Origin of the sequence: uncultured Veillonella sp., assembly GCF_963522475.1 — a bacterium.
Lineage (GTDB): Bacteria > Bacillota > Negativicutes > Veillonellales > Veillonellaceae > Veillonella.
On record NZ_CAUQYW010000011.1, the window covers coordinates 31285 to 53043 of the forward strand.

Annotated in this window: 21 protein-coding genes; 19 read left to right on the forward strand and 2 right to left on the reverse strand. The window is 39.5% G+C overall.

Going from position 1 to position 21759, the window contains the following annotated elements; genetic code table 11:
* Window position 1: 1 nt before the first annotated feature.
* Window positions 2-1240: a chloride channel protein gene (locus RWP19_RS07060; RefSeq protein ID WP_314357070.1), complete on the forward strand. Its 1239-nt coding sequence runs from the start codon at window positions 2-4 to the stop codon at window positions 1238-1240.
* Between the two features lie 170 nt (window positions 1241-1410).
* Here RWP19_RS07060 and RWP19_RS07065 read toward each other — a convergent pair whose 3' ends face one another.
* Together RWP19_RS07065 and RWP19_RS07070 are read right to left on the reverse strand one after the other, a co-directional pair.
* On the reverse strand, window positions 1411-1959 hold the full coding sequence (locus RWP19_RS07065) for a gamma carbonic anhydrase family protein (protein ID WP_295208734.1): 549 nt from the start codon (window positions 1957-1959) through the stop codon (window positions 1411-1413).
* A 17-nt stretch (window positions 1960-1976) separates the two neighbouring features.
* Window positions 1977-2930, reverse strand: coding sequence for a nitronate monooxygenase (locus RWP19_RS07070; RefSeq protein WP_314357072.1), 954 nt, complete (start codon window positions 2928-2930; stop codon window positions 1977-1979).
* Window positions 2931-3465: 535 nt separating this feature from the next.
* On the opposite strand from RWP19_RS07070, the gene RWP19_RS07075 reads away from it, so the two are divergent.
* From RWP19_RS07075 to uvrB, 18 genes are all read left to right on the forward strand, one after another.
* A complete protein-coding gene (locus tag RWP19_RS07075; protein WP_004693422.1) occupies window positions 3466-3600 on the forward strand; it encodes a rubredoxin in 135 nt (44 codons plus the stop codon).
* A gap of 101 nt (window positions 3601-3701) precedes the next feature.
* Complete coding sequence (locus tag RWP19_RS07080; protein ID WP_314357073.1) at window positions 3702-4214, forward strand: DUF177 domain-containing protein; 513 nt, start codon at window positions 3702-3704, stop codon at window positions 4212-4214.
* Window positions 4215-4239: 25 nt separating this feature from the next.
* A complete protein-coding gene (gene rpmF / locus RWP19_RS07085; protein WP_004693428.1) occupies window positions 4240-4416 on the forward strand; it encodes a 50S ribosomal protein L32 in 177 nt (58 codons plus the stop codon).
* Between the two features lie 296 nt (window positions 4417-4712).
* On the forward strand, window positions 4713-5273 hold the full coding sequence (gene fapR / locus RWP19_RS07090) for a transcription factor FapR (protein WP_295210548.1): 561 nt from the start codon (window positions 4713-4715) through the stop codon (window positions 5271-5273).
* A 3-nt stretch (window positions 5274-5276) separates the two neighbouring features.
* Window positions 5277-6305, forward strand: a complete 1029-nt coding sequence (gene plsX, locus RWP19_RS07095; RefSeq protein WP_295258327.1) for a phosphate acyltransferase PlsX — start codon at window positions 5277-5279, stop codon at window positions 6303-6305.
* The gene (locus tag RWP19_RS07100; protein WP_295258330.1) at window positions 6289-7284 is read left to right on the forward strand and encodes a beta-ketoacyl-ACP synthase III; all 996 of its coding nucleotides are present in this window, start codon (window positions 6289-6291) and stop codon (window positions 7282-7284) included. Before plsX ends, RWP19_RS07100 begins: the two co-directional genes overlap by 17 nt.
* A gap of 15 nt (window positions 7285-7299) precedes the next feature.
* Window positions 7300-8244 carry an enoyl-[acyl-carrier-protein] reductase FabK gene (fabK, locus tag RWP19_RS07105; protein ID WP_295210555.1) on the forward strand — a complete coding sequence of 315 codons (945 nt, stop codon included), beginning with the start codon at window positions 7300-7302 and terminating at the stop codon, window positions 8242-8244.
* Window positions 8245-8254: 10 nt separating this feature from the next.
* Entirely contained in the window at window positions 8255-9196 is a 942-nt protein-coding gene (gene fabD / locus RWP19_RS07110) for an ACP S-malonyltransferase (protein ID WP_314357075.1), read from the forward strand.
* Window position 9197: 1 nt separating this feature from the next.
* Window positions 9198-9941 carry a 3-oxoacyl-[acyl-carrier-protein] reductase gene (gene fabG / locus RWP19_RS07115; protein ID WP_314357076.1) on the forward strand — a complete coding sequence of 248 codons (744 nt, stop codon included), beginning with the start codon at window positions 9198-9200 and terminating at the stop codon, window positions 9939-9941.
* A gap of 51 nt (window positions 9942-9992) precedes the next feature.
* Window positions 9993-10223: an acyl carrier protein gene (locus RWP19_RS07120; RefSeq protein WP_004693441.1), complete on the forward strand. Its 231-nt coding sequence runs from the start codon at window positions 9993-9995 to the stop codon at window positions 10221-10223.
* A gap of 77 nt (window positions 10224-10300) precedes the next feature.
* The gene (locus tag RWP19_RS07125) at window positions 10301-11257 is read left to right on the forward strand and encodes a nitronate monooxygenase family protein (RefSeq protein ID WP_009372047.1); all 957 of its coding nucleotides are present in this window, start codon (window positions 10301-10303) and stop codon (window positions 11255-11257) included.
* A 36-nt stretch (window positions 11258-11293) separates the two neighbouring features.
* Window positions 11294-12538, forward strand: coding sequence for a beta-ketoacyl-ACP synthase II (fabF, locus tag RWP19_RS07130; protein WP_314357077.1), 1245 nt, complete (start codon window positions 11294-11296; stop codon window positions 12536-12538).
* The gene (gene rnc / locus RWP19_RS07135; RefSeq protein WP_314357079.1) at window positions 12538-13275 is read left to right on the forward strand and encodes a ribonuclease III; all 738 of its coding nucleotides are present in this window, start codon (window positions 12538-12540) and stop codon (window positions 13273-13275) included. The genes fabF and rnc overlap by 1 nt, the downstream gene beginning before the upstream one ends.
* Window positions 13276-13434: 159 nt before the next feature.
* Window positions 13435-14577 (forward strand): radical SAM protein, encoded by a 1143-nt coding sequence (locus RWP19_RS07140; protein WP_314357081.1) that lies wholly within the window; start codon window positions 13435-13437, stop codon window positions 14575-14577.
* 45 nt (window positions 14578-14622) lie between these two features.
* Complete coding sequence (smc, locus tag RWP19_RS07145) at window positions 14623-18177, forward strand: chromosome segregation protein SMC (protein ID WP_314357082.1); 3555 nt, start codon at window positions 14623-14625, stop codon at window positions 18175-18177.
* The gene (gene ftsY / locus RWP19_RS07150) at window positions 18177-19112 is read left to right on the forward strand and encodes a signal recognition particle-docking protein FtsY (RefSeq protein WP_295210465.1); all 936 of its coding nucleotides are present in this window, start codon (window positions 18177-18179) and stop codon (window positions 19110-19112) included. Before smc ends, ftsY begins: the two co-directional genes overlap by 1 nt.
* The gene (locus RWP19_RS07155) at window positions 19102-19485 is read left to right on the forward strand and encodes a hypothetical protein (RefSeq protein ID WP_105085452.1); all 384 of its coding nucleotides are present in this window, start codon (window positions 19102-19104) and stop codon (window positions 19483-19485) included. The genes ftsY and RWP19_RS07155 overlap by 11 nt, the downstream gene beginning before the upstream one ends.
* Window positions 19485-21659 carry an excinuclease ABC subunit UvrB gene (gene uvrB, locus RWP19_RS07160; RefSeq protein ID WP_314357084.1) on the forward strand — a complete coding sequence of 725 codons (2175 nt, stop codon included), beginning with the start codon at window positions 19485-19487 and terminating at the stop codon, window positions 21657-21659. Before RWP19_RS07155 ends, uvrB begins: the two co-directional genes overlap by 1 nt.
* The last annotated feature ends 100 nt before the right edge of the window (window positions 21660-21759 follow it).

A 21759-nucleotide genomic window follows, 5' to 3' on the forward strand; every position in this document is an offset into this window, starting at 1 on the left:
TATGACATTTGATAAACGTTTAATAGGGCTCATAATTATTGTAGGATTTATAGCAGGATTAGTGGGGGCTTCTTATACACATTTAATGCATAGTATTCAGCATTTTGTATATCATTATTCTTCTGTAGATCATATGAGTTTTGGTGCTGCTGTAGCGCGGGTATCTCCAGTAGAACGATTGATACCACTCATTATTTGTGGTCTAATTGGTGGCGTGGGTTGGTTCCTTATTCATCAATATGGTAAAGGTATTGTAGATATCAAAACTGCCGTTTCCGGCAAGATGGATATGGATCCTATTACTACTGTTTTGCATGCAACATTACAAATTATTACAGTAGCTATTGGATCACCATTAGGGCGAGAAGTGGCGCCACGTGAAGCAAGTGCGGGGATTACAACTTTTTTAGTTAAGCATTTTGACATAAAACAAGAAGATCGCCAATTATTGATTGCTTGTGCTGCAGGCGCTGGCTTGGCGGCTGTTTATAATTCACCGTTATCAGCGGCAATTTTTACGTTAGAAACCTTGCTCCTTACTTGGAATATACGCGCTATAAGTGCTGCGCTTATTTGTTGCGGATTAGCAACTTTTGTAACTCGACAAGCTGGTGTAGGGGATGTCATTCAATATACAATGGCTCAACCTAGCTTGGGCAGTCACTATGTAGAATTCTCTATCGCCTTGGGCGCTATTGTTGCTTTAGGTGTAGTTTTATTTAATATTACTCAAGGTAAGTTACCTTCTATTCATCGTAGCAGTCCTGTTATGATCCCAATATCTATTGTTGCGTTTACACTTATTGGTGCGTTAGCTATGTATTTTCCTGAAATACTTGGAAATGGTAAAGCTGGGAACGAATTAACCTTTACTAATGATATTACATGGACTTATGCATTAGGATTATTTGGCTCTAAGTGGGTAGCGGTATTACTTGCATTAGCAGCTGGTGCTTATGGTGGGCGTATTACTCCATCTATGATGTTGGGAAGTACGTTAGCCATTGTATTTGGTACTTTTTGGTCTATTGCCGTGGCTCCTATATCATTGGGGATGGCTGCCTTTATCGGTGCCGTGGCATTTTTAGGACTAGCACAGAAGATGCCTCTGACATCTTGCGTATTTATGCTTGAGTTGACTAGATTTTCCGTAGAGATGTTCTTCCCTATAGCGTTGACCATGGGTACAGCACTTATGGTGGAACAAATTGTTCAGACCAAGTTAAAGATGAGTAAATAGTTTCTAAAGTAGAGTGTTTATAAATATCTATAATTAGATATTGGATTGATTTATAAGGCTATATCTAGTTATTTTAAAAGCCAATTTAAGCTTGAGAATTCAAAACAAACGCGGATAGTTGATAAACAACTATCCGCGTTTGTTATTTGAGTGATTATTTATATATGAGTTTATACGATTTTAGCATTTTTATCGTATTCTTCGCCACCTGCATCAGGAAGTATACCGTATTCGATAGTCCACAAGTGTTTATATTTTAAAGCTTGATTGTGAATACGTTCAATTTGAGTTTCGTCTGTGCGAACAATATGAGCTGGAATACCGACTACTAATGAGTTAGGAGGAATTACAGTATTTTCTTTTACTACTGCACCAGCTGCGATAATAGATCCAGAGCCGATATGACAACCACTTAGTACAATGGCACCCATGCCAATTAAAACATTATCTTCAATTGTGCTTGCATGGACAATTGCACCGTGGCCAACTGTTACATAATCACCGAGGATACATGCTTTATCGTCATCTACATGTAATACAGAGTTATCTTGTACATTAGAGTAACGACCTACTACAATCTTGTTTACATCACCACGAAGTGCACAGTTTTGCCAAATAGATGCATATTCTTTAAGTTCTACATCACCAGCAAGCTCAGCACCGGGCATTACACAACTTTTAGGATCTAATTTTGGATATTTTCCATGAAATGGTAACATATGACACTCCTAATTTATTAAACGATTTCTAGAAGGCGTTGTGCCTTACGAATAGATATAATAGCTTCATTCATTACTGTTTGAACAATTGTATGAGCAGGCTCAATAGCTACAAGGCGATTTAAAGCTTGGCCAACTTGTACGGCGCCGTTTACAACATCGCCATCAATAGCAGCACGTTTATTAGTACCTTGAGACATTTTGGTGCGCTCTTCAGGTGTAGTAACACCATCAGTTTCTGCAGCTAGGTAGCGAGTCGTGAATTCGTTTTTCAAGCTACGGACACCACCGTGACCAGAGAGAAGACCTGTTACAACAGAGTCTGTATCAGTAGCTTTAATAATAGCTTCTTTCATGTTTTTGTGTGCTTGGCATTCTTCTGCTAACAAGAATCGAGAGCCCATTTGTACACCTTGTGCACCCATTAATAAAGCTGCAGCAAGACCACGACCATCAACGATAGAGCCTGCTACAACAACTGGAATACTGATTTCTGGTAAAATGTTTTCCATTAAGGACATTGTAGTTTGGCTGCCGATATGACCGCCTGCTTCCATGCCTTCAATGATCATTGCATCAGCACCAGCATCTTCGATACGCTTAGCTAATTTTAAAGATGGTACTACGGGGATAACTTTAATGCCTGCATCTTGGAATATTTTAATATATGGAACAGGGTTGCCAGCACCCAGTGTTACGAAGGCTGGTTTTTCCTCGATAATAACATCCACTAATTCATCTTTGTTAGGTGCCATTAGCATGAGGTTTACTCCAAATGGTTTATTTGTTAATTGTTTGCATGCACGAATCTCATTACGTGTCCATTCTGCATCTCGGCCGCCTAGGGCAATAACACCAGTAGCACCTGCATTAGCGACAGCAGCTACTAATTTGTGTTCAGATACCCAAGCCATAGCACCTTGAATGATAGGATATTCGATCTGCAAAAGATTTGTTAAAGATGTTCTCATAAATCCTCCTATGATAACAATATAAATTACAATTTCTCTATTTAATAGTCCAAATAAAAATAGTAAAATAATTAGAATATGACTATATTTTATAGAGGTGAAAGAGTTCATAAGTACATACTTACATCATAAGTTATTAATTAAGTTGTTTTAAAATATATACTACAAATATATTCCCTTATATATAATAGTATAATATATAAATTATGTACACCTTAGGTATTCATTTTAGGTAATACACAACAAACTATTGGATTAATAATGGTCATTTAAGAGAGTAAAAGCGGTCTTGTAATGAGGGCGACAATTTGTTTATATTTATGGCTCAATGACCTAAATGATAATGTATTTCAAGTTATGGCGTAGCACAAATCCGCATATTATATATGCTTTTTAAATATTAGAAAAATGAGAAATTGAGCAAATGAGTATTGAAAAGTTTCGATATCTTTGATATACTACATTACAGATAGAGTATCTAAATTAAAAAAGATAGACATTAAACAATAATTTTCAAGTGAAGGAGGAAATACTCATGGAAAAATATGTATGCGTAGTATGTGGTTGGGTTTATGACGAAGCTGTTGAAGGCGTAAAATTCGAAGATCAACCAGCTGATTATGTTTGCCCAATCTGCGGTGTTGGTAAAGACCAATTCGAAAAAATGTAATTGACTTACCAAAAAGACTATCTTGAGTCCGCTTAAGATAGTCTTTTTTATTTGACAAAGCACTATGTCATGTTTATAATATTATGAGTCGAGGTAAGATTATGAAACTGCAAGTAGAGCAAGCAAAAGAACATATAGGAAAGAAATTTCCTTATAGCTATACGATACCAACCTCTGAGCTTGGTGACGTAACTGCTTTTCCTTGGAGCCGTCATGATATAACCATTAATGGTGAGTTTTGGTTTGATGGTCAAAATTACATCGTTCAAGGTTTGATAGAGTCTAAAGGTGATTACGAATGTTCTCGTTGTTTAACTGCAACTGAGCATGATCGTAAGGATTTCTTTGAGGAAATCTTTAGTGATTCTAGAGACACTACTGAAGATGTGATTCCTTTCGATGGAGAGGAAATTGACTTAACAGAACTAATTAGGGATACATTAATCATCAATGAGCCCTCTCAAGTGTTATGTCAGGATGATTGCAAAGGATTGTGCGTTCATTGCGGAGCAAATTTAAATGTTTCACCTTGTTCTTGTGAATCCTTTGTGGTGGATCCTCGATTTGCAGAGTTACGTGCTTTGCTTGATGAGAAAGATGATAGATTGTCCTAATGATTGTACTAAGGAGGTGCAGATAATGGCAGTACCTAAGCGTAGATTGTCTAAATGCCGTCGCGATCGCCGTCGTGCTAATTGGAAATTAGAAGCTCCTGGTTATGTAGCATGCCCACAATGCCACGAACCTAAGATGCCTCATCGTGTTTGCCCTACATGTGGTCACTATAAAGGTGAGCAAGTAGTAGCTAATGCTTAATATGTGAGCTAGTAAAAAGACGCCTACTTTAGTAGGCGCCTTTTTTAGTAATATTTATAATTTAATATACTTGATATGTATTAGTCAGTGCCATTATTTTATAGTAATATAAACTTATAAAATAGTGGCATTTTTTATACTTTTATAAACAAAAAGATACTCAAATATAAAATAACAACTATATTTAGTATATATGAGAAAATCTGTTACTATATGTATGAAAAGCCTTGCCAATAGGGGGATTATTGTATATACTTAGGATGTAATATTAATACTAGGTCATAAAAGGTGGTCCCATGAGTCGGTTAAAGAAGCAAGAGCGACAAAAACAGTTACAAGAAAAACTGAATATTACGCCATTTCTTACTGATGAAGAATTGGCAACACACTTTAATGTAAGTGTGCCAACTATTCGACTTGATCGACTAGAGTTGGGGATTCCTGAATTGCGTGAACGCATACGCGTCATGGCTACAGGTCAATCACAAGAGATGGTAGAACATGTACCGTATGAAGTGGTTGGAGAATTGATTGATGTCACAGAAGGTCAGCAAGCATTGTCTATGTTGCGTACTACGGCTGATATGGCAGATCGATTTGGACATGTAGAACCACAGTATTTATATGCGCAAGCGAATTCCCTCGCAAAGGTAGTCTTAGGAACTACCGTTTGTTCTGCAGAGGTTGGAAATATAAAATACAAGAACCCAGTAGGGGCTGGTACCAATTTGGTGGCAAAAGCAGAAATTGTACGTCGTCGTGGTAATAAGTTCTTTATTTGGGTCATTATAAGAGATAAAATAAAAGAAGTATTTCGCGCAAAATTTATTATGGAATCCGTAGAGAATAGGGTGTAGATTATGAAAATTGCAATAGACGCCATGGGTGGCGACTTTGCTCCATTGGAGACTGTACTAGGAGCCATTGAAGCCGTACGAGCAAATGAACATATTAATGTGGTGCTTGTCGGTGATGAGCAGCAAATTTTTAATATATTAGAAGCTAATAATGAAGCTAAAAATCCACGTATTTCTATACAACATGCTAGTCAGGTAATAGGTATGGATGAGCATCCAGGACAAGCGTTGCGGAAGAAAAAAGATGCGTCTGTTGTAGTTGCGACATCTTTAGTTCGTGAAAATATTTGTGATGCTGTTATTGCTCCAGGTAGTACAGGTGCAGCCGTCGCGGCAGCTTTGTTTGGACTTGGTCGTATTAAGGGGGTTGATCGCCCAGTTATCGCTACGCCAATGCCAACCGTTAGTGGTATTACTGTTATGCTAGACTCTGGTGCGAACTCTAATAGCAAACCTAAACATCTTGTTCAAGGTGCGTTAATGGGTTCTGAGTATGCCAAGCTTTTATTAGGAAAAGAAGAGCCTACAGTAGGGTTACTTAATATTGGTGAAGAAGCTACTAAGGGGAACGATGTCGTTTTAGCCACCTACCCAATTTTGGAACGTATGAAGACTATTAATTTTAGAGGAAACATCGAAGGCAGAGATATTCCGAAAGGCGTTGTCGACGTTGTCGTTTGTGATGGCTTCGTAGGTAATGTGGTCCTAAAATTCGCAGAAGGCTTGGTAACAGGCCTTACACAGTTAGTAAAGGATAGTATTATGGCGGGAAGTATCTTTGCCAAAATTGGTGCTATTCTAGTTAAGCCAGCTTTAAAGAAGATGGCTAAACGCTTGGATCACACAGAAAATGGGGGTGCTCCATTGCTAGGGGTTAACGGGGTGTTTATGATTGCCCATGGTAGCTCTAAAGCTAAAGAGATTAAAACTGCTATAGAAATTGCTGGTGATTTAGTAGAACGTAAGATTATTCAACATATAAGAGAAACAATGGATATTGAAGGAGCCTTGAAGTATGACTATGATGAGTAAACCGGTAGGAATCATTGGTACTGGGAGCTTCCTTCCTGACAATGTAGTAACAAACTTTGATCTTGAGAAAATGGTTGATACAAATGATCAATGGATTAGAGAGCGTACTGGTATCGAAGAAAGACGCATTGCACCGGAAGGTATGAATACATCCTATATGGCTACTGAGGCGGCCAAGAAGGCTATGCAAATGGCTAAGGTTAGCGCAGAAGACATTGATATGATTATTTTTGCTACCTTAACACCAGATATGATTATTCCTTCAGCGGCTTGTGTATTACAAGCGAATTTAGGAGCTAAGAATGCAGCGGCCTATGATTTACAAGCTGCATGTTCTGGCTTTGTTTATGGATTGATTACTGCAGCTAGCTATATTAGCTCCGGTTTATATAAAAAGGTACTCGTTGTAGGGGCTGAAATTCTTTCTCGTCGAGTAAATTGGCATGATCGTGGTACATGTATCCTTTTTGGTGATGGTGCAGGAGCTGCTGTAGTATCCGAAGTTCCTGAGGGGTACGGTATTAAAGGTGTTGATATGGGGGCCGATGGTACTGGCGGTCCATCTCTTTGCATTCCTGCTGGTGGTACAGCTGTAGTTGCTAATGATCAACGAGTTGAAGAAGGTTTAACATTTATTCATATGGATGGACCGGAAGTATATAAATTTGCTGTTAAAACGATGGGGCGTACTGTTTTAAAATCTTTAGAACAAGCTGGAATGGAACTTAATGAGTTGGATTTTTTCATTCCTCATCAAGCTAATATTCGTATTATTGATTCGGCAGCAAAACGCTTACGTATGCCGATGGAAAAAGTATTTGTTAATTTACATAAGTATGGTAATACATCCGCCGCGTCTGTAGCTATAGCTTTGGATGAAGCTAATCGTGAAGGACGTTTTAAACGCGGCGATAATGTTGCGTTTGCAGGATTTGGTGCAGGCCTAACATGGGCTAGCCTTGTCTTGAAATGGTATTAAGGAGGATTCATTAAGATGATTAAGACTGATATTTGTGATTTATTGCAGATTGAGTACCCAATTTTACAAGGTGGTATGGCTTGGCTCGGTACTGCAGAATTAGCGGCAGCTGTTTCCGAGGCTGGTGGCCTTGGTATTATTGGAGCTGGTCATATGCCTCCTGATATTTTCCGCAATGAGATTCATAAATTAAAAGAGCGTACAAACAAACCATTTGGTTGTAATATTATGCTTATGTCGCCATTTGTTAAAGAAGTTATGGAAGTAGTAGTGGACGAACGCGTTCCTGTAATTACAACAGGTGCTGGTAATCCTGGTGTTTATATTCCTGCTTTAAAAGAAATTGGTACAAAAGTAATCCCTGTAGTTGCTTCCGTATTACTTGCAAAACGCTTATTACGTGGTGGTATTGATGCAATTATCGCAGAAGGTACTGAGTCTGGTGGTCATGTAGGTGATATTACCACTATGGCATTGATTCCTCAAGTTGTAGATGCGGTAGATGTACCAGTTATTGCAGCTGGTGGTATTGCTGATGGTCGTGGTGTGGCTGCAGCCTTTGCATTGGGTGCTCATGCAGTACAAATGGGTACACGCTTCGTATTATCTGAAGAATGTATTGCTCATGAAAACTATAAAAATGCAGTATTGAAAGCAAAAGATCGCGCTACAGTTATGACTGGTTTAACAACAGGTCATCCTGTACGTATCATTGATAATGCATTGGCGCATAAATATAAATCCCTTGAGTTTAGTGGCGGCTCTAAAGAGGAATTAGAAAACTTAGGTGCAGGCACTCTTCGTAAAGCTGCTATTGAAGGTGATGTAAAAGAAGGCTCTGTAATGATTGGTCAAATCTCTGGTATGTTAACAGATGTTAAGCCATGTGCAACTATTATCAAAGATATCATGGCTGAAACTGAAACTGTAATTAAAAACCTTCAAGGTCTTGGTAAATAAGGAGGCCATTATGAAAACAGCATTTGTTTTTCCTGGTCAAGGTTCCCAAAAAGTAGGCATGTTGCAAGATTTGTACAATGCATATCCTATTGTGAAACAACGTTTTGAAGAAGCTGACGAAGCGCTTGGTTATTCTATTTCCAAATTGTGCTTTGAAGGCCCTGATACTGAACTTGTTAAAACAGCTAATACACAACCGGCTATTTTGACAGCATCTGTAGCTTGCTATGAAGTTCTTAAAGAACAAGGCTTTACACCTGATATCGTAGGTGGTCATAGTCTTGGTGAATACAGTGCTCTTGTAGCGGCAGGTGTATTGAACTTTAAAGATGCTGTGTATGTTGTTCATAAACGCGGTGAATATATGCAAGAAGCTGTGCCATTGGGTCAAGGTGCTATGGCAGCAATTTTGGCTTTACCTCGTGAACAAGTTGTAGAAATTTGTAAAGAGGTTAACGATTCTGTTGGTTCTGTACAAGCAGTTAACTTCAACTGCCCAGGTCAAATTGTTATTGCTGGTGAAACAGCAGCGGTAGAAACTGCAGCAGAAAAGATGAAAGAAGCCGGTGCAAAACGTGCTGTTATGCTTCCTGTAAGTGCTCCATTCCACAGCCGTTTGATGGAACCTGCAGCTTTTCGTTTAAAAGAAGAGTTGGATAAAATCCAAGTGAGCGATGCTCAAATTCCTGTAGTGGCAAATGTGACAGGTAAAATTTTGACTGATGCAAACGATATTAAAGAATCCTTAGTTACACAAGCTGCAAACCCTGTATTGTGGGAAGACTGCGTAGCTGAAATGGTTAACTTTGGTGTAACTCGATTCGTTGAAGTAGGTCCTGGTAAAGTACTTACTGGCTTTACTAAAAAGATCAATAAAGATATGGAATTAGCCAATGTTGAAGACATTGCATCCTTAGAGAAAACGCTTGAATTTTTGAAAGGGGTTCGATAAAATGCATTTAGAGGGTAAAGTAGCCATTGTAACTGGCGCATCCCGTGGCATTGGTCGCGCTGTAGCTATCAATTTAGCACAATCTGGTGCTGATGTGGTGGTTAACTATAGCGGTAGCGAAGGTGCAGCTCAAGAAACTGTTGAAGCTGTACAAGCTTTAGGCCGTAAAGCCATTAAAATTAAAGCTAATGTAGCTAATGCTGATGAAGTTGTAGCTATGGTGGAAGAAGCTCATAAAGAGTTTGGTCACATTGATATTCTCGTAAATAATGCGGGTATTACGCGTGATGGTTTATTAATGCGTATGAAAGACGAAGATTTTGATGCTGTTATAGATATCAACCTTAAAGGTGTATATTTAGTAACTAAAGCAGTATCTAAAATCATGATGAAACAACGTTCCGGTCATATTATCAATATGACATCTGTTGTAGGTGTTATGGGCAATGCGGGTCAAACTAACTACGCAGCATCTAAAGCTGGTGTAATTGGTTTTACTAAATCCTGTGCTAAAGAATTAGCAAGTCGTGGCATTACTGTTAATGCTATTGCACCAGGATTTATCAATACTGATATGACTGATGTATTACCAGAAAAAGTTAAAGAAGCTATGGTTGCAGAAATTCCATTGGGCCGTATGGCTAATGCTGAAGAAGTAGCGACAGTAGCAACATTCCTTGCTAGCGATTTTGCTAACTATATTACAGGCCAAGTCATCAATGTAGATGGCGGTATGGTGATGTAGTTTCAAAATTAGACTATATATAAATACACTTTGAAAGGAGGTGAACCACCAATGAACACTTTCGATAAAGTAAAAGCAATCGTTGTGGAACAATTAGGCGTTGATGAAGCTGAAGTTACCATTGATTCTACATTCATCGACGACTTAGGCGCTGACTCCTTAGATATCGTTGAATTGATCATGGCATTCGAAGAAGAATTCAATGTTGAAATCCCTGACGATGTTGCAGAAAAAATCAAAACCGTTAAGGATACAGTAGAATATATTGATTCTGCTAAATAAGCTGTAAAGCTGACAATTCAGCCGTACGGGAGGCCGAGTGGCCTCCCAACCGGTTTTATTTACAGGAGGATTTGATAGTGAAGCTCCCTGAACTTCGCATTGGGAATCTAGTGGCCAAAGTACCTATTATTCAAGGTGGTATGGCGATTAGATTGTCTACAGCTCGCTTGGCAGCAGCCGTTGCAAATGAAGGTGGTATCGGCCTTATTGCAGCATCCGGTTTGCCGTTTGATGAATTACGATACGAAATACAATTAGCTAGAAAATTATCACCTACGGGTATTATTGGTATAAATGCGATGGTAGCCGCAACACAATTTGCTGGCTTAGTGAAAACTGCCATCGAAGAGGGCATTGATCTTGTAGTAGCAGGTGCTGGTTTTTCAAGAGATATGTTCGCAATGGGCAAAGAGTCTGGTACTCCGATTGTACCAATTGTTTCGTCCGCAAAATTAGCTCGCATTTCTGAAGGTTTAGGTGCAGCAGCAGTAATCGTAGAAGGTTGTGAAGCTGGTGGTCACTTAGGTACGGATCGTTCTGCTCGAGACATCGTTCCAGAAGTTGTAGCTGCTGTTAAAAACATTCCAGTTATTGGTGCTGGTGGTGTCCTTGATGGTCGTGACATTGTAGAAATGTTGAAATTAGGTGCTAGTGGCGTTCAAATGGGTAGTCGTTTTGCTGCTTCTGATGAATGTAATGCATCTGACGAATTGAAAAAAATGTACGTACGGGCTACTAATCCCGAGGACATTGTATTAATTCAAAGTCCTGTAGGTTTGCCTGGACAAGCAATTAAAAATAAATTTGCTGAATCTGTATTAGACGGTACTGTAGCACCTCCAACGGTGTGTGATAACTGTTTGAAACATTGTTCCCATAAATTCTGTATCATCCGTGCTCTTTCTCGTGCACAACAAGGTGATGTGGAAACAGGTTTAGTGTTCTCTGGCAATAATATGAGAAAAGTCGACAAGATTATGCCAGTTAAAGATATCTTTGCTCAACTCAAACAGCAAGTAGCAGAGATTGATTAATTTAAAAGGGCTGTATAGCTATAAGAGGTGGAATAATTGGAAAAACGTGTAGTAATTACTGGCTTAGGGGCAGTGACTCCTGTAGGTATCGGTAAAGAGAACTTTTACAATGCGTTATTGGCAGGTCAATCTGGTATTGGGCCAATTACACGCTTTGATGCATCTGAATATGCAACGCGTATTGCTGGTGAAGTAAAAGATTTTGATGTTACAAATTATGGCGTAGACAAAAAAGAAGCTCGTCGTATGGACCGTTCTGTAGAATTGGCTATCGGCGCTGCTGTTCTTGCTTGTGAAGATGCTGATCTTGACTTGGATAAACAAGATCTAGATCGTTGTGGTACTGTTGTTGGTACTGGTATTGGTGGTATCGACTCTATCCATGAAGTATATGAAACATTATTCGAAAAAGGTCCTGGCCGTGTAAGCCCATTTGCAGTTCCTATGATGATTGCAAATATGACATCTGCACGCGTATCCATTCGCCTTGGTCTTAAAGGCCCTGTTATTACAGACGTGACAGCTTGTACTTCTGGTACAAATGCTATTGGCGATGCTTTCCGTATCATCCAACGTGGTGATGCTGATATCATGTTCGCTGGTGGTACTGAAGCGGCTGTATCCCCAGCTGCTGTAGCTGGTTTTGCGGCTATGAAAGCTATGTCTACACGCAATGACGAACCAACAAAAGCATCTCGTCCATTTGATCGTGATCGTGATGGTTTCGTAATGGGTGAAGGTTCTGGTATCGTAGTTCTTGAAGAATTAGAACACGCTAAAGCTCGTGGTGCTCACATCTACGCTGAAGTAGTAGGTTATGGTACTAATGGTGATGCTTACCACATCACTGCGCCAGCTCCAGGTGGTGTACAAGCTCGTAAATGTATGGAATTAGCAATTAAAGATGCAGGTATCGCTCCTAAAGACGTTAACTATATCAATGCTCATGGTACATCTACTGGACTAAATGATAAAAATGAAACATTGGCTATTAAAGAATTGTTCGGCGATCATGCAAAAGATATCGCTGTTAATTCTACAAAATCCATGACAGGTCACTTGTTAGGTGCTGCTGGTGCTATCGAAACTATCGTTATGGCGATGGCTATCGAAACTGGTAAAATTCACCCTACAATCAACTGTGACAATCCTGATGAAGGTTTGGATCTAGACTATGTTCGCGAAGGTGCACGTGATCTTCAAGTCAAATGTGCTCTTTCCAACTCTTTTGGTTTTGGCGGTCATAACGGTACACTTTGCGTACGCCGTTATGAAGATTAATGGCTGCTATCGAAGCGCATAAGAGTAAGATGACACAAGCTCGTGAAGAATCTCTTCATGGGCTTGTTGCTCGTTTAGACATACCTGTGTCAGATATATCCATTATCGATTGTGCCTTTACACATACATCTTATGCGAATGAACATAAATCAAAGCATATTAATCACAATCAGCGATTAGAGTTTTTAGGCGATGCTGTTTTGGATCTTATTATTGGGGAATACCTATTTAAGACATATCCAGACATGGCCGAAGGTAATTTGACGAAAATTAAGGCCGCTACAGTGTGTGAGGATTCTTTAGCATCTGTAAGTCGTTCTTTGCAATTGGGGCAATATTTATTGCTCGGTCATGGTGAATGTGCTTCTGGTGGTAATAATCGTAATTCTATTTTAGCGGATACCTTTGAGTCTCTCATTGGTGCTATCTATATTTCTACAGATTACCAAACGGCGATGAACTTCGTTTTAAAACATCTCATTACTTATATCAAGCAAGCTTTAGAAGGTAAACGGGGCAAGGATTATAAAACCTTGTTACAAGAATATGTGCAACGGGATGGTGATAAACATATCGTCTATCGTTTGCTCAGTGAAAGTGGTCCCGACCATGCAAAAACCTTTTATATGGTGGTCGAAATCAATGGTGTTACTTACGAGGCAGGCTCTGGTAAAAGTAAAAAAATTGCAGAACAACATGCGGCTCAATTAACGTTAGAAAAGTTAATGGCTAAATAGAAAAGCGCCTAATGGCGCTTTTTTCTGTATAATAATATATAGAATAGTAATATATTTATCTTATGATCGTTTGATCGTTGTATCGAAAGCATTATATCTTAATATATTAATATAAAAGGTTTTGACTGAGTTTATTTTATATAAGAAAGGAGAGTGACTATGAAACCATTTGGTATGATACCTTTTTTTATACCTCATGTAGGGTGTCCTTATGTATGTACATTTTGTAACCAGTCCCGTATTACAGGCCAATCTGGTATTAGTCACCTAACACCGGATTATATAAAAAAAACGATTACAGATTATGTGGGTAAAAAAAGAAATGATAAGTTTTGGGAGGTCGCCTTTTATGGAGGCTCTTTTACAGCCATTCATCGTGATTTGCAACATATCTTATTAGCGCCAGCTTATGAGATGTTACAACAGGATATAATCGATGGCATACGTTGCTCTACACGTCCTGATGCTGTTGGGGATGAGGCTATCTCGTTCTTACAATCCTATGGCGTAAAAACAGTAGAGCTTGGCGTACAGTCAATGAATGATGGTATTTTAGTCGATGCTAAGCGCGGTCACACAGCACAAGAGGTAGTAGATGCTGTTCCGCGATTAAAGCGACGTGGAATGACTGTAGGTGTTCAGCTTTTACCAGGATTAAAAGGTGAAACTTGGGAAACCATTATAGAAACCGCTATTGCTGTAGTTAAATTAGAACCAGATTTTGTACGAATCTATCCTGTTCTTGTTATAGAAAATACGGAATTAGCAGATCAATATAGATCTGGTGAGTATGAGCCATTAAGTACTGAACAAGCTATTAAATATTGTGCATTCTTAAAGGAATGGTTTGAACAGCATAATATTGAAGTTATACGTACAGGATTACAAAGCACGGAAGAGCTAGATTCAGGCAATAGTTTGGTAGCAGGTCCCTATGAACCTGCTATGGGTGAGCTCGTTGTAAATGAACAATATACACAACGTATTGAAAGATGTATTGATGAACATTTTTCTTCAGAAAATTTGTTAGGAAAGCAAAATGATTACAATTTTTCTTATTTTGATTGTTACCATACCCATAAGGTAGGATGTAGATTTTATTCGGATAGTGATGATGTTTTGATGAAACATAAGATTGTAATTTCTTATCCTAGAAACCTGACATCAAAGGTGCGAGGTCTCAAAAATCGCAATATTTTATATTTCCAAAAAACGTATCCTCAATTTAGCATAGATTGGTGTGAAGATAGTACGAGAAATACTGTTCGTTGCTGTATTGATGGCCTACAATATGTGTTATAATAAAAGATATGATTATTCGGGGTTGTTAGTAGAAAGGAGGCAGTCATGCAATTACTTCGGTTAGAATTAAAGGGCTTTAAATCGTTTGCAGATAAAACGGTTGTAAAATTCTCGCCAGGAATGACTGCCGTTATTGGACCTAACGGAAGTGGTAAAAGTAATATTACGGATGCTATGAAATGGGTTTTAGGGGAATCCAATGTCCGTAACTTACGTGGTCAAAAAGCAGAGGATATTATTTTCTCTGGTACGGAAAAACGTAAACCAATGAGTGCAGCTGAGGTTACACTTGTATTTGACAATAGTGACCATCAATTAGATGTAGATATGGCTGAGGTTGCTATTACACGCCGTATTTATCGTACTGGTGAAAGTGAGTTCCTTATCAATAAACGATCTTGTCGTTTAAAGGATATTCACCTTTTATTAGCTGATACAGGCCTGGGGAAAGATTCAATGGCTATTATCGGTCAGAACCGCATTGATGCTATTTTGAATTCAAAGCCTGAAGAGCGTCGTTTGATCTTTGAAGATGTAGCAGGTATTTCTCGTTTTAAGATCAATAAAGAAGATGCATTGCGTCGTATTGCTAGTACGGATAGAAACATGGAACGCGTACGCGACGTTATGGCTACTATTGAAGAGCAACTGGGACCTTTGTCTGAAAAGGCTGAAAAGACTAAAAAATATATGACCTTAAGTCGTACAAAGCGCGACTATGACGGGGCATTAGGCTTTCATAATTATAAGACATCAGACCGTCTATTAACTCGCTTTGAAAACGATAATATCTCCTTTAAGAATGAAGAGATTGATCTTCAAACGGAATTGTCCAAATTAGAAGCTCGTCGTTATACCTTGCAATCCTCTTCCACTAAAGAGCAAGAACAGTTAAAGTTGTGGGAAGCGCAGTATACGGAAAAGCAACGTGATGAAGAACGTTTAGCTGGCCAGTTACGTTTGTTAGAAGAGCAATTAAAGACGGCTCACCGCGAATTAGATGAAATATCTATGCGTATTAGCGAATTGAAAGCTACGAAGAAGGGTGAAGAACAACAATTACACATTTTAAATCAATTGATTCAAGATGAAAGTGCTCAATTAATAGAGAAAGAGTCTAAGCTAGAAGAGTTAGAGTCTAATTATAAAAAAGCTGTTGAAGATGTTAGCGCTGAACAAGCGAGGTTCCAGTCCTTGCAGTCTAATCGAGAAGCCTTTGAGCAACATCAGTTAGAACTTGTGAGCGCTATTGAAACTGCAAAGGCTAGTATTCGTAGCTTAGAAGCTCGTAAGGAAGAGTCTACAAAACAATGTGAGGTTTTAAAGGCTGAAATAGGTCAAGTAGATAGTGAATTACAAGCAGCTCGCGGTGAATTTGACACATTAGGCCAACAGTTTAATGCTATTTCTGCACAACGACAAGCCCTCGTTGATGGCGGTAAAGAAGCAGCCTTACAAGCTCGTGAAGAACGCAAAGAATTACAAAAATTACGTACCCAAGAGCAGCGTGTTAAAGGTCGTATCGAACTATTAGCCCAATGGGAAGAACAACATGAAGGCTATTTAGAAGGTACTAAGAATATCTTAAACGGTAAAGGAGCTTGGCGCGAACAAATTACAGGTGCTGTTGGTGATCTCTTTACGGTAGAAGATAAATATACTACGGCTATCGAAACGGCATTAGGGGGTAGTGTTAACCACGTTGTGACCACTACTGCTCGCGCTGCTGCGGAGGGTGTCAATTATTTGAAATCTATCCAAGGTGGCCGCGTAACCTTCTTGCCGATGGATTCTGTAAAAGGAAAACCCTATGATACACCGGCTTTACATGAAAGTTGTGTAATCGGTACTGCTGTTGATTGTATTTCCTTTGATAATACATACGCTCATATTTTCCAATATTTATTAGGCCGTACGTTGGTAGTGTCCTCTATGGATGATGCCATTGGATTACAGAAGAAATATAATCAACAATTGCGTATCGTTACGCTTACAGGGGAACAATTTCAACCTGGTGGTTCTTTAACAGGTGGCGCTACAAAGCGTAAGCGTGCTTCTGTTTTGAGTCGTAAAGAAGAGGCTGCCAGCCTTGAACAAGAGCTTGTACATATTGAAGAACAAATTCGTTCTTTAACAGCTAGCTTAGAAAACTTGGAAAAACGGGTTGAAGAGGCTGAAAAAGAACGAGGTACCCTTGATGAAAGCTACCAATATACGAACTTACTGTATGTGGCTAGCGAAACAAAGGTACAAAATATTCAAAATCAAATGGAGCGTAAGAAACGTGTTCTCTGTGAAGAAGAGCAACGTTTATTACAAATCGATATTGATTTAGCTAGTACAACGGCTAACTTGAAAGACCAAGAAACAGCATTGGCTTCTTTGCAAGAAGACCACGGTGTAGACGGCAATCAAGGGGCCTTAATGGAGCGTTTAACTGTATTACAAAAGGTACAGCAAGAGGCTTATGAAGCTTTCACAGAGGCACGCCTCACCTGTGATGCGTTGCGACAAACCATTAAGGAACGTGAAGCTCAGCGAGAACAACGCAATCAATCCATTACTAACATTGTAGAGCGCTTAACACCGTTACGTAATTTGCTGATTAGCACTACAGAGCGCTGTGAAGTGGAGCTACCTAAAGCTAAAGAATTGGCAGACCGAGAATTGGCTTCTGCTACAGCAGAGGTTGAACGATTGCGTGCACTTCGCGATGAGGCTTATGATAAAACATCTACAGGACGTGAAGAGATGGAATCTATCCTCGGTGAGCAAGATCGATTGAACCAACGATATAAAGTCGTTCAAGGTCGACTCGTCGATATGGAAGGTAAGATTACTCGTCATCGCATGGATTGTGAGCGCTTTGTAGAAGAACTACAAGAGTTAGGCTTTACTTTAGAAGATGCGCAGGCTCTTCGCATTGAAGGTTCTGTAAACGATTGGAAGGATGAGCAGGCCCGCTTGATGGCAGAAATTGCCGAACTAGGCCCAGTCAATCCGAACGCTGTTGAAGAATATGAAGAAACTAAAGAGCGTTATGACTTCTTAACTACACAGTTAGTAGATTTAGATACAGCGAAGGAGCAATTGCAAGCGGTTATTGCTGAAATGGACAAGGCTATGAGTACACAGCTATACGATGTATTAGATGTAGTAGGTCGTAGATTCCAAGAGGTATTTAGCCAACTATTTGGCGGTGGTACGGCTCAAATTGTATTGACTGATCCAGATAATATCTTAACTGGTGGTATCGATTTCTACATTCAGCCGCCAGGGAAGAAACGTCAACAATTGACCTTGTTATCCGGTGGTGAGCGTGCCCTTACGGTTATTGCTTTATTGTTCTCGTTCCTAGATTATCGTCCTGCGCCGTTCTGCGTGCTTGATGAAGTTGACGCAGCTCTTGATGAAGCCAATGTAGAACGATTTAGTTCTTACTTAAATCGGGTAAATAAAGAAACACAATTTATCGTAGTATCGCACCGTAAAAAGACGATGGAAGCTGCCGAAGTTTTACAAGGGGTGACCATGGTTGAACGAGGCGTATCGCGATTATTAACAGTAGCATTTGAAGATGTGAAGGAGGATCTAGCATAATGGCATTTGGATTCTTTGATAAAATTAAAGACGGCTTAGAGAAAACTCGTAAGTCCTTTGTAAAAAATGTTGAAAGTATCGTTATTGGTTATGCACAAATCGATGATGATTTCTTAGATGATTTAGAAGCAGTTATGCTTACTAGTGACCTTGGTCCTAAAACGACAGAATATTTGATGAAAGAAATTCGTCGTGGTGTAACAGAAGGTGTTATTAACAATACTGGTGATGTAATGCCATTCATGGAAGACCGCATCACAGAAATGTTAGTTGACCAAGAAGATGAAATTACACTTCACCACCCAGAGGTTATCCTTGTAGTTGGGGTAAATGGTGTTGGTAAAACTACGACTATCGCTAAGTTAGCTAACTATTACACTAAAGAAGGGAAAAAGGTAATTATTGCTGCAGGTGATACATTCCGTGCCGCTGCGGCTGATCAATTATCTATCTGGGCAGATCGCGTAGGTGTACCTATCGTTAAACATAAAGAAGGGGCTGATCCTGCAGCTGTTGTATACGATGCAATGGAAGCCGCTAAAGCTCGTAATGCAGACCTTGTTATCGTCGATACAGCAGGTCGTCTACATACTAAAGTTAATCTTATGGAAGAACTTAAAAAGATGGGCCGCGTAGCGAATAACCACGTAGAAGGAGCACCACATCAAACATTGCTCGTTCTTGATGGTACTACAGGTCAAAATGCAGTAAGTCAAGCCAAATTATTTGGCCAAGCAGTACCCGTAAATGGTATTGTTGTGACTAAGCTTGATGGTACAGCAAAAGGTGGTGTAGTTATCTCTATTAAAGAGGAACTAGGTGTACCTGTACGCTGGATTGGCGTTGGAGAAGGCATGGATGACTTGCGTCCGTTTAATGCGAAAGAATTTGCTAATGCACTATTTAATAAAGGAATGATTCAAGGTGACAAATAAATATAACCGGGAATTCTTACTTGAATATGTAGAATCTGAAAATAAAAAAAATGAATGTAATGTTAGCCTAGAAAATATGGAAAAGATTGTTAGCTTAATCGAGTATTTCGGCATTGAATTATATCGTCCTATTACAAGATTGCTACTTTCAAACTGGGAAGAGATTACAGAACGTATTAATAACTATACTGAATCAGATTGGATGATGGCTGATGAAATCCAAAAGACTACGCCTACATTAGATCGCTTCTCCATTGCTATGCTCATCGAAGTATTAGAAGGTGAGGATACATTGAACCAAGCGGAAAATGCAGGCCGTCGTCTATCGGAGGAAGAATTAAAGGCTATCCGTAAACATCAGGATGAACAGTAATGAAACATAATACATATAATTACGAAGGGGGCCAACCATTTAAAGTGGAGGCGCCCTTTACGCCTACAGGGGACCAACCAACTGCGATTCAGTCTTTAACTGAAGGCATTGAACGCGGTGAATGGGCCCAAGTTTTGCTCGGTGCCACTGGTACAGGTAAAACCTTTACAATGGCTAAGGTTATAGAGGCCGTTCAAAAGCCAACTCTGATTATTGCCCATAATAAAACCTTAGCTGCGCAGCTATGTAGTGAGTTTAAAAGCTTCTTTCCTAATAATGCGGTAGAATACTTTGTGTCTTATTATGATTTCTATCAGCCAGAGGCGTACATTCCTTCTAGCGATACGTATATCGAGAAGGATGCGTCTATTAATGATGAAATCGATAAACTGCGACATAGCGCTACGATGAGCCTCTTTGAGCGCCGCGATGTGATCATCGTTGCCTCTGTGAGCTGTATTTACGGCTTAGGTGACCCTGAGGACTACTCTGAACTTGTGTTGTCCTTGCGCTTAGGTCAGACGAAATCTCGCGATGAAATTCTATCTAAACTAGTAGATATTCAATATACGAGAAATGATATGAACTTTATACGCGGTACTTTCCGTGTACAAGGGGATACTATCGAGATTTTCCCTGCTGCGTATAGTGAAAGAGCCATTCGAGTGGAACTCTTCGGCGACGAAATTGATCGCCTTGTAGAGGTAGATGCTTTAACAGGTGAAGTCATTGCAGAGCGTAAGCACGTTGCAGTCTATCCAGCATCTCACTATGTAACAACGAAAGATAAGATGCGTATTGCTGTAGAGCGTATTGAAGCTGAATTAGACGAACAATTAGCTAAGTTGAAAGCTGCTGACCGTCTATTGGAGGCTCAACGTCTTGAACAACGTACCCGTTACGATATAGAAATGATGCAAGAAATGGGCTATTGCTCAGGCATCGAAAACTATTCCCGTCATATGTCTGAACGTAAGGCTGGAGAGGCTCCATATACATTGATAGACTATTTTCCAGATGATTTCCTCATCATGGTGGACGAGTCTCATGTAACCATTCCTCAAGTACGTGCCATGTACAATGGTGACCGTGCACGTAAAGAATCACTTATTGAATATGGATTCCGTTTGCCGTCTGCGCTTGATAATAGACCGCTTCAATTCGATGAGTTCGTGGAGCGTATCAATCAAATTGTTTACGTATCTGCAACGCCTGGTCCATATGAAATGGAAGTAGAAACGAATATTGCAGAACAAATTATTCGTCCTACTGGTTTATTAGATCCATCCATTGAAATTCGTCCAATTAAGGGACAAATGGATGACTTGCTTGGAGAAATTCATAAGCGTGCAGCTAAGAATGAACGTGTTCTCGTTACGACCTTAACGAAAAAAATGGCTGAGGACTTAACCGAGTTCTTGAAGGAAATGGGTGTACGAGTTCGTTATCTTCATTCCGATATAGTTACTATTGAGCGTGCTGAAATTATTCGTGACTTACGGGCTGGTGTATTCGATGTACTAGTTGGTATCAACTTGCTTCGTGAAGGTCTTGATATGCCAGAGGTTTCTTTGGTGGCGATTTTAGATGCAGACAAGGAAGGTTTTTTACGTTCTGATACAGCTATGATTCAAACTATTGGTCGTGCTGCTCGTAATGTGAATGGTCACGTTATCATGTACGCTGATCGTATAACAGGTTCTATGCAGCGCGCCATCGATGAAACAGATCGTCGTCGTGCTGTGCAAGAGGCTTATAATATTGAACATAATATTACGCCTAAGTCTGTCTCTAAAGATGTAAAAGAGCTTATTGAGTTGACGAAAATTGAAGAAGATATGGTCACCGATGGAAAGGATTTTTCACCGAAGAAAGGGAAAAAGAAATCCTCTACAACGGGTATGGACCATGGACACGAACCATATGCACAAGATATATCTATGCCTAAGGTGGCAGATATAACGCCGGAAGAGTTATTCAATAAAATTGAAGAGCTTGATCGTCAAATGAAGGCCGCTGCAAAGCAGCTTGAATTTGAAAAGGCTGCAAAACTTCGTGATCAATTAGGGGAACTACGTCAACAATGGTCCGATATGCATAGTGCAGGTGAAAGCAAGTTAAAAAAACCTGCATCAACTAAAGGTAGAAAGCGGACTAGCTCAAAGAGTAAATAGATTGTAACAAAACACATAGATTATATAGACTATATGTGCGATAATATACATATATTATTTCATGTTAGTAAACAGAGAGATGATGCCGATTGGTATCATC

Excerpts from the sequence above, each read along its gene's own strand:
- RWP19_RS07060 (WP_314357070.1), top strand. The coding sequence starts at position 2 with ATGACATTTGATAAACGTTTAATAGGGCTCATAATTATTGTAGGATTT.
- RWP19_RS07065 (WP_295208734.1), bottom strand. The coding sequence starts at position 1,959 with ATGTTACCATTTCATGGAAAATATCCAAAATTAGATCCTAAAAGTTGT.
- RWP19_RS07070 (WP_314357072.1), bottom strand. The coding sequence starts at position 2,930 with ATGAGAACATCTTTAACAAATCTTTTGCAGATCGAATATCCTATCATT.
- RWP19_RS07075 (WP_004693422.1), top strand. The coding sequence starts at position 3,466 with ATGGAAAAATATGTATGCGTAGTATGTGGTTGGGTTTATGACGAAGCT.
- RWP19_RS07080 (WP_314357073.1), top strand. The coding sequence starts at position 3,702 with ATGAAACTGCAAGTAGAGCAAGCAAAAGAACATATAGGAAAGAAATTT.
- rpmF (WP_004693428.1), top strand. The coding sequence starts at position 4,240 with ATGGCAGTACCTAAGCGTAGATTGTCTAAATGCCGTCGCGATCGCCGT.
- fapR (WP_295210548.1), top strand. The coding sequence starts at position 4,713 with ATGAGTCGGTTAAAGAAGCAAGAGCGACAAAAACAGTTACAAGAAAAA.
- plsX (WP_295258327.1), top strand. The coding sequence starts at position 5,277 with ATGAAAATTGCAATAGACGCCATGGGTGGCGACTTTGCTCCATTGGAG.
- RWP19_RS07100 (WP_295258330.1), top strand. The coding sequence starts at position 6,289 with ATGACTATGATGAGTAAACCGGTAGGAATCATTGGTACTGGGAGCTTC.
- fabK (WP_295210555.1), top strand. The coding sequence starts at position 7,300 with ATGATTAAGACTGATATTTGTGATTTATTGCAGATTGAGTACCCAATT.
- fabD (WP_314357075.1), top strand. The coding sequence starts at position 8,255 with ATGAAAACAGCATTTGTTTTTCCTGGTCAAGGTTCCCAAAAAGTAGGC.
- fabG (WP_314357076.1), top strand. The coding sequence starts at position 9,198 with ATGCATTTAGAGGGTAAAGTAGCCATTGTAACTGGCGCATCCCGTGGC.
- RWP19_RS07120 (WP_004693441.1), top strand. The coding sequence starts at position 9,993 with ATGAACACTTTCGATAAAGTAAAAGCAATCGTTGTGGAACAATTAGGC.
- rnc (WP_314357079.1), top strand. The coding sequence starts at position 12,538 with ATGGCTGCTATCGAAGCGCATAAGAGTAAGATGACACAAGCTCGTGAA.
- RWP19_RS07140 (WP_314357081.1), top strand. The coding sequence starts at position 13,435 with ATGAAACCATTTGGTATGATACCTTTTTTTATACCTCATGTAGGGTGT.
- smc (WP_314357082.1), top strand. The coding sequence starts at position 14,623 with ATGCAATTACTTCGGTTAGAATTAAAGGGCTTTAAATCGTTTGCAGAT.
- ftsY (WP_295210465.1), top strand. The coding sequence starts at position 18,177 with ATGGCATTTGGATTCTTTGATAAAATTAAAGACGGCTTAGAGAAAACT.
- uvrB (WP_314357084.1), top strand. The coding sequence starts at position 19,485 with ATGAAACATAATACATATAATTACGAAGGGGGCCAACCATTTAAAGTG.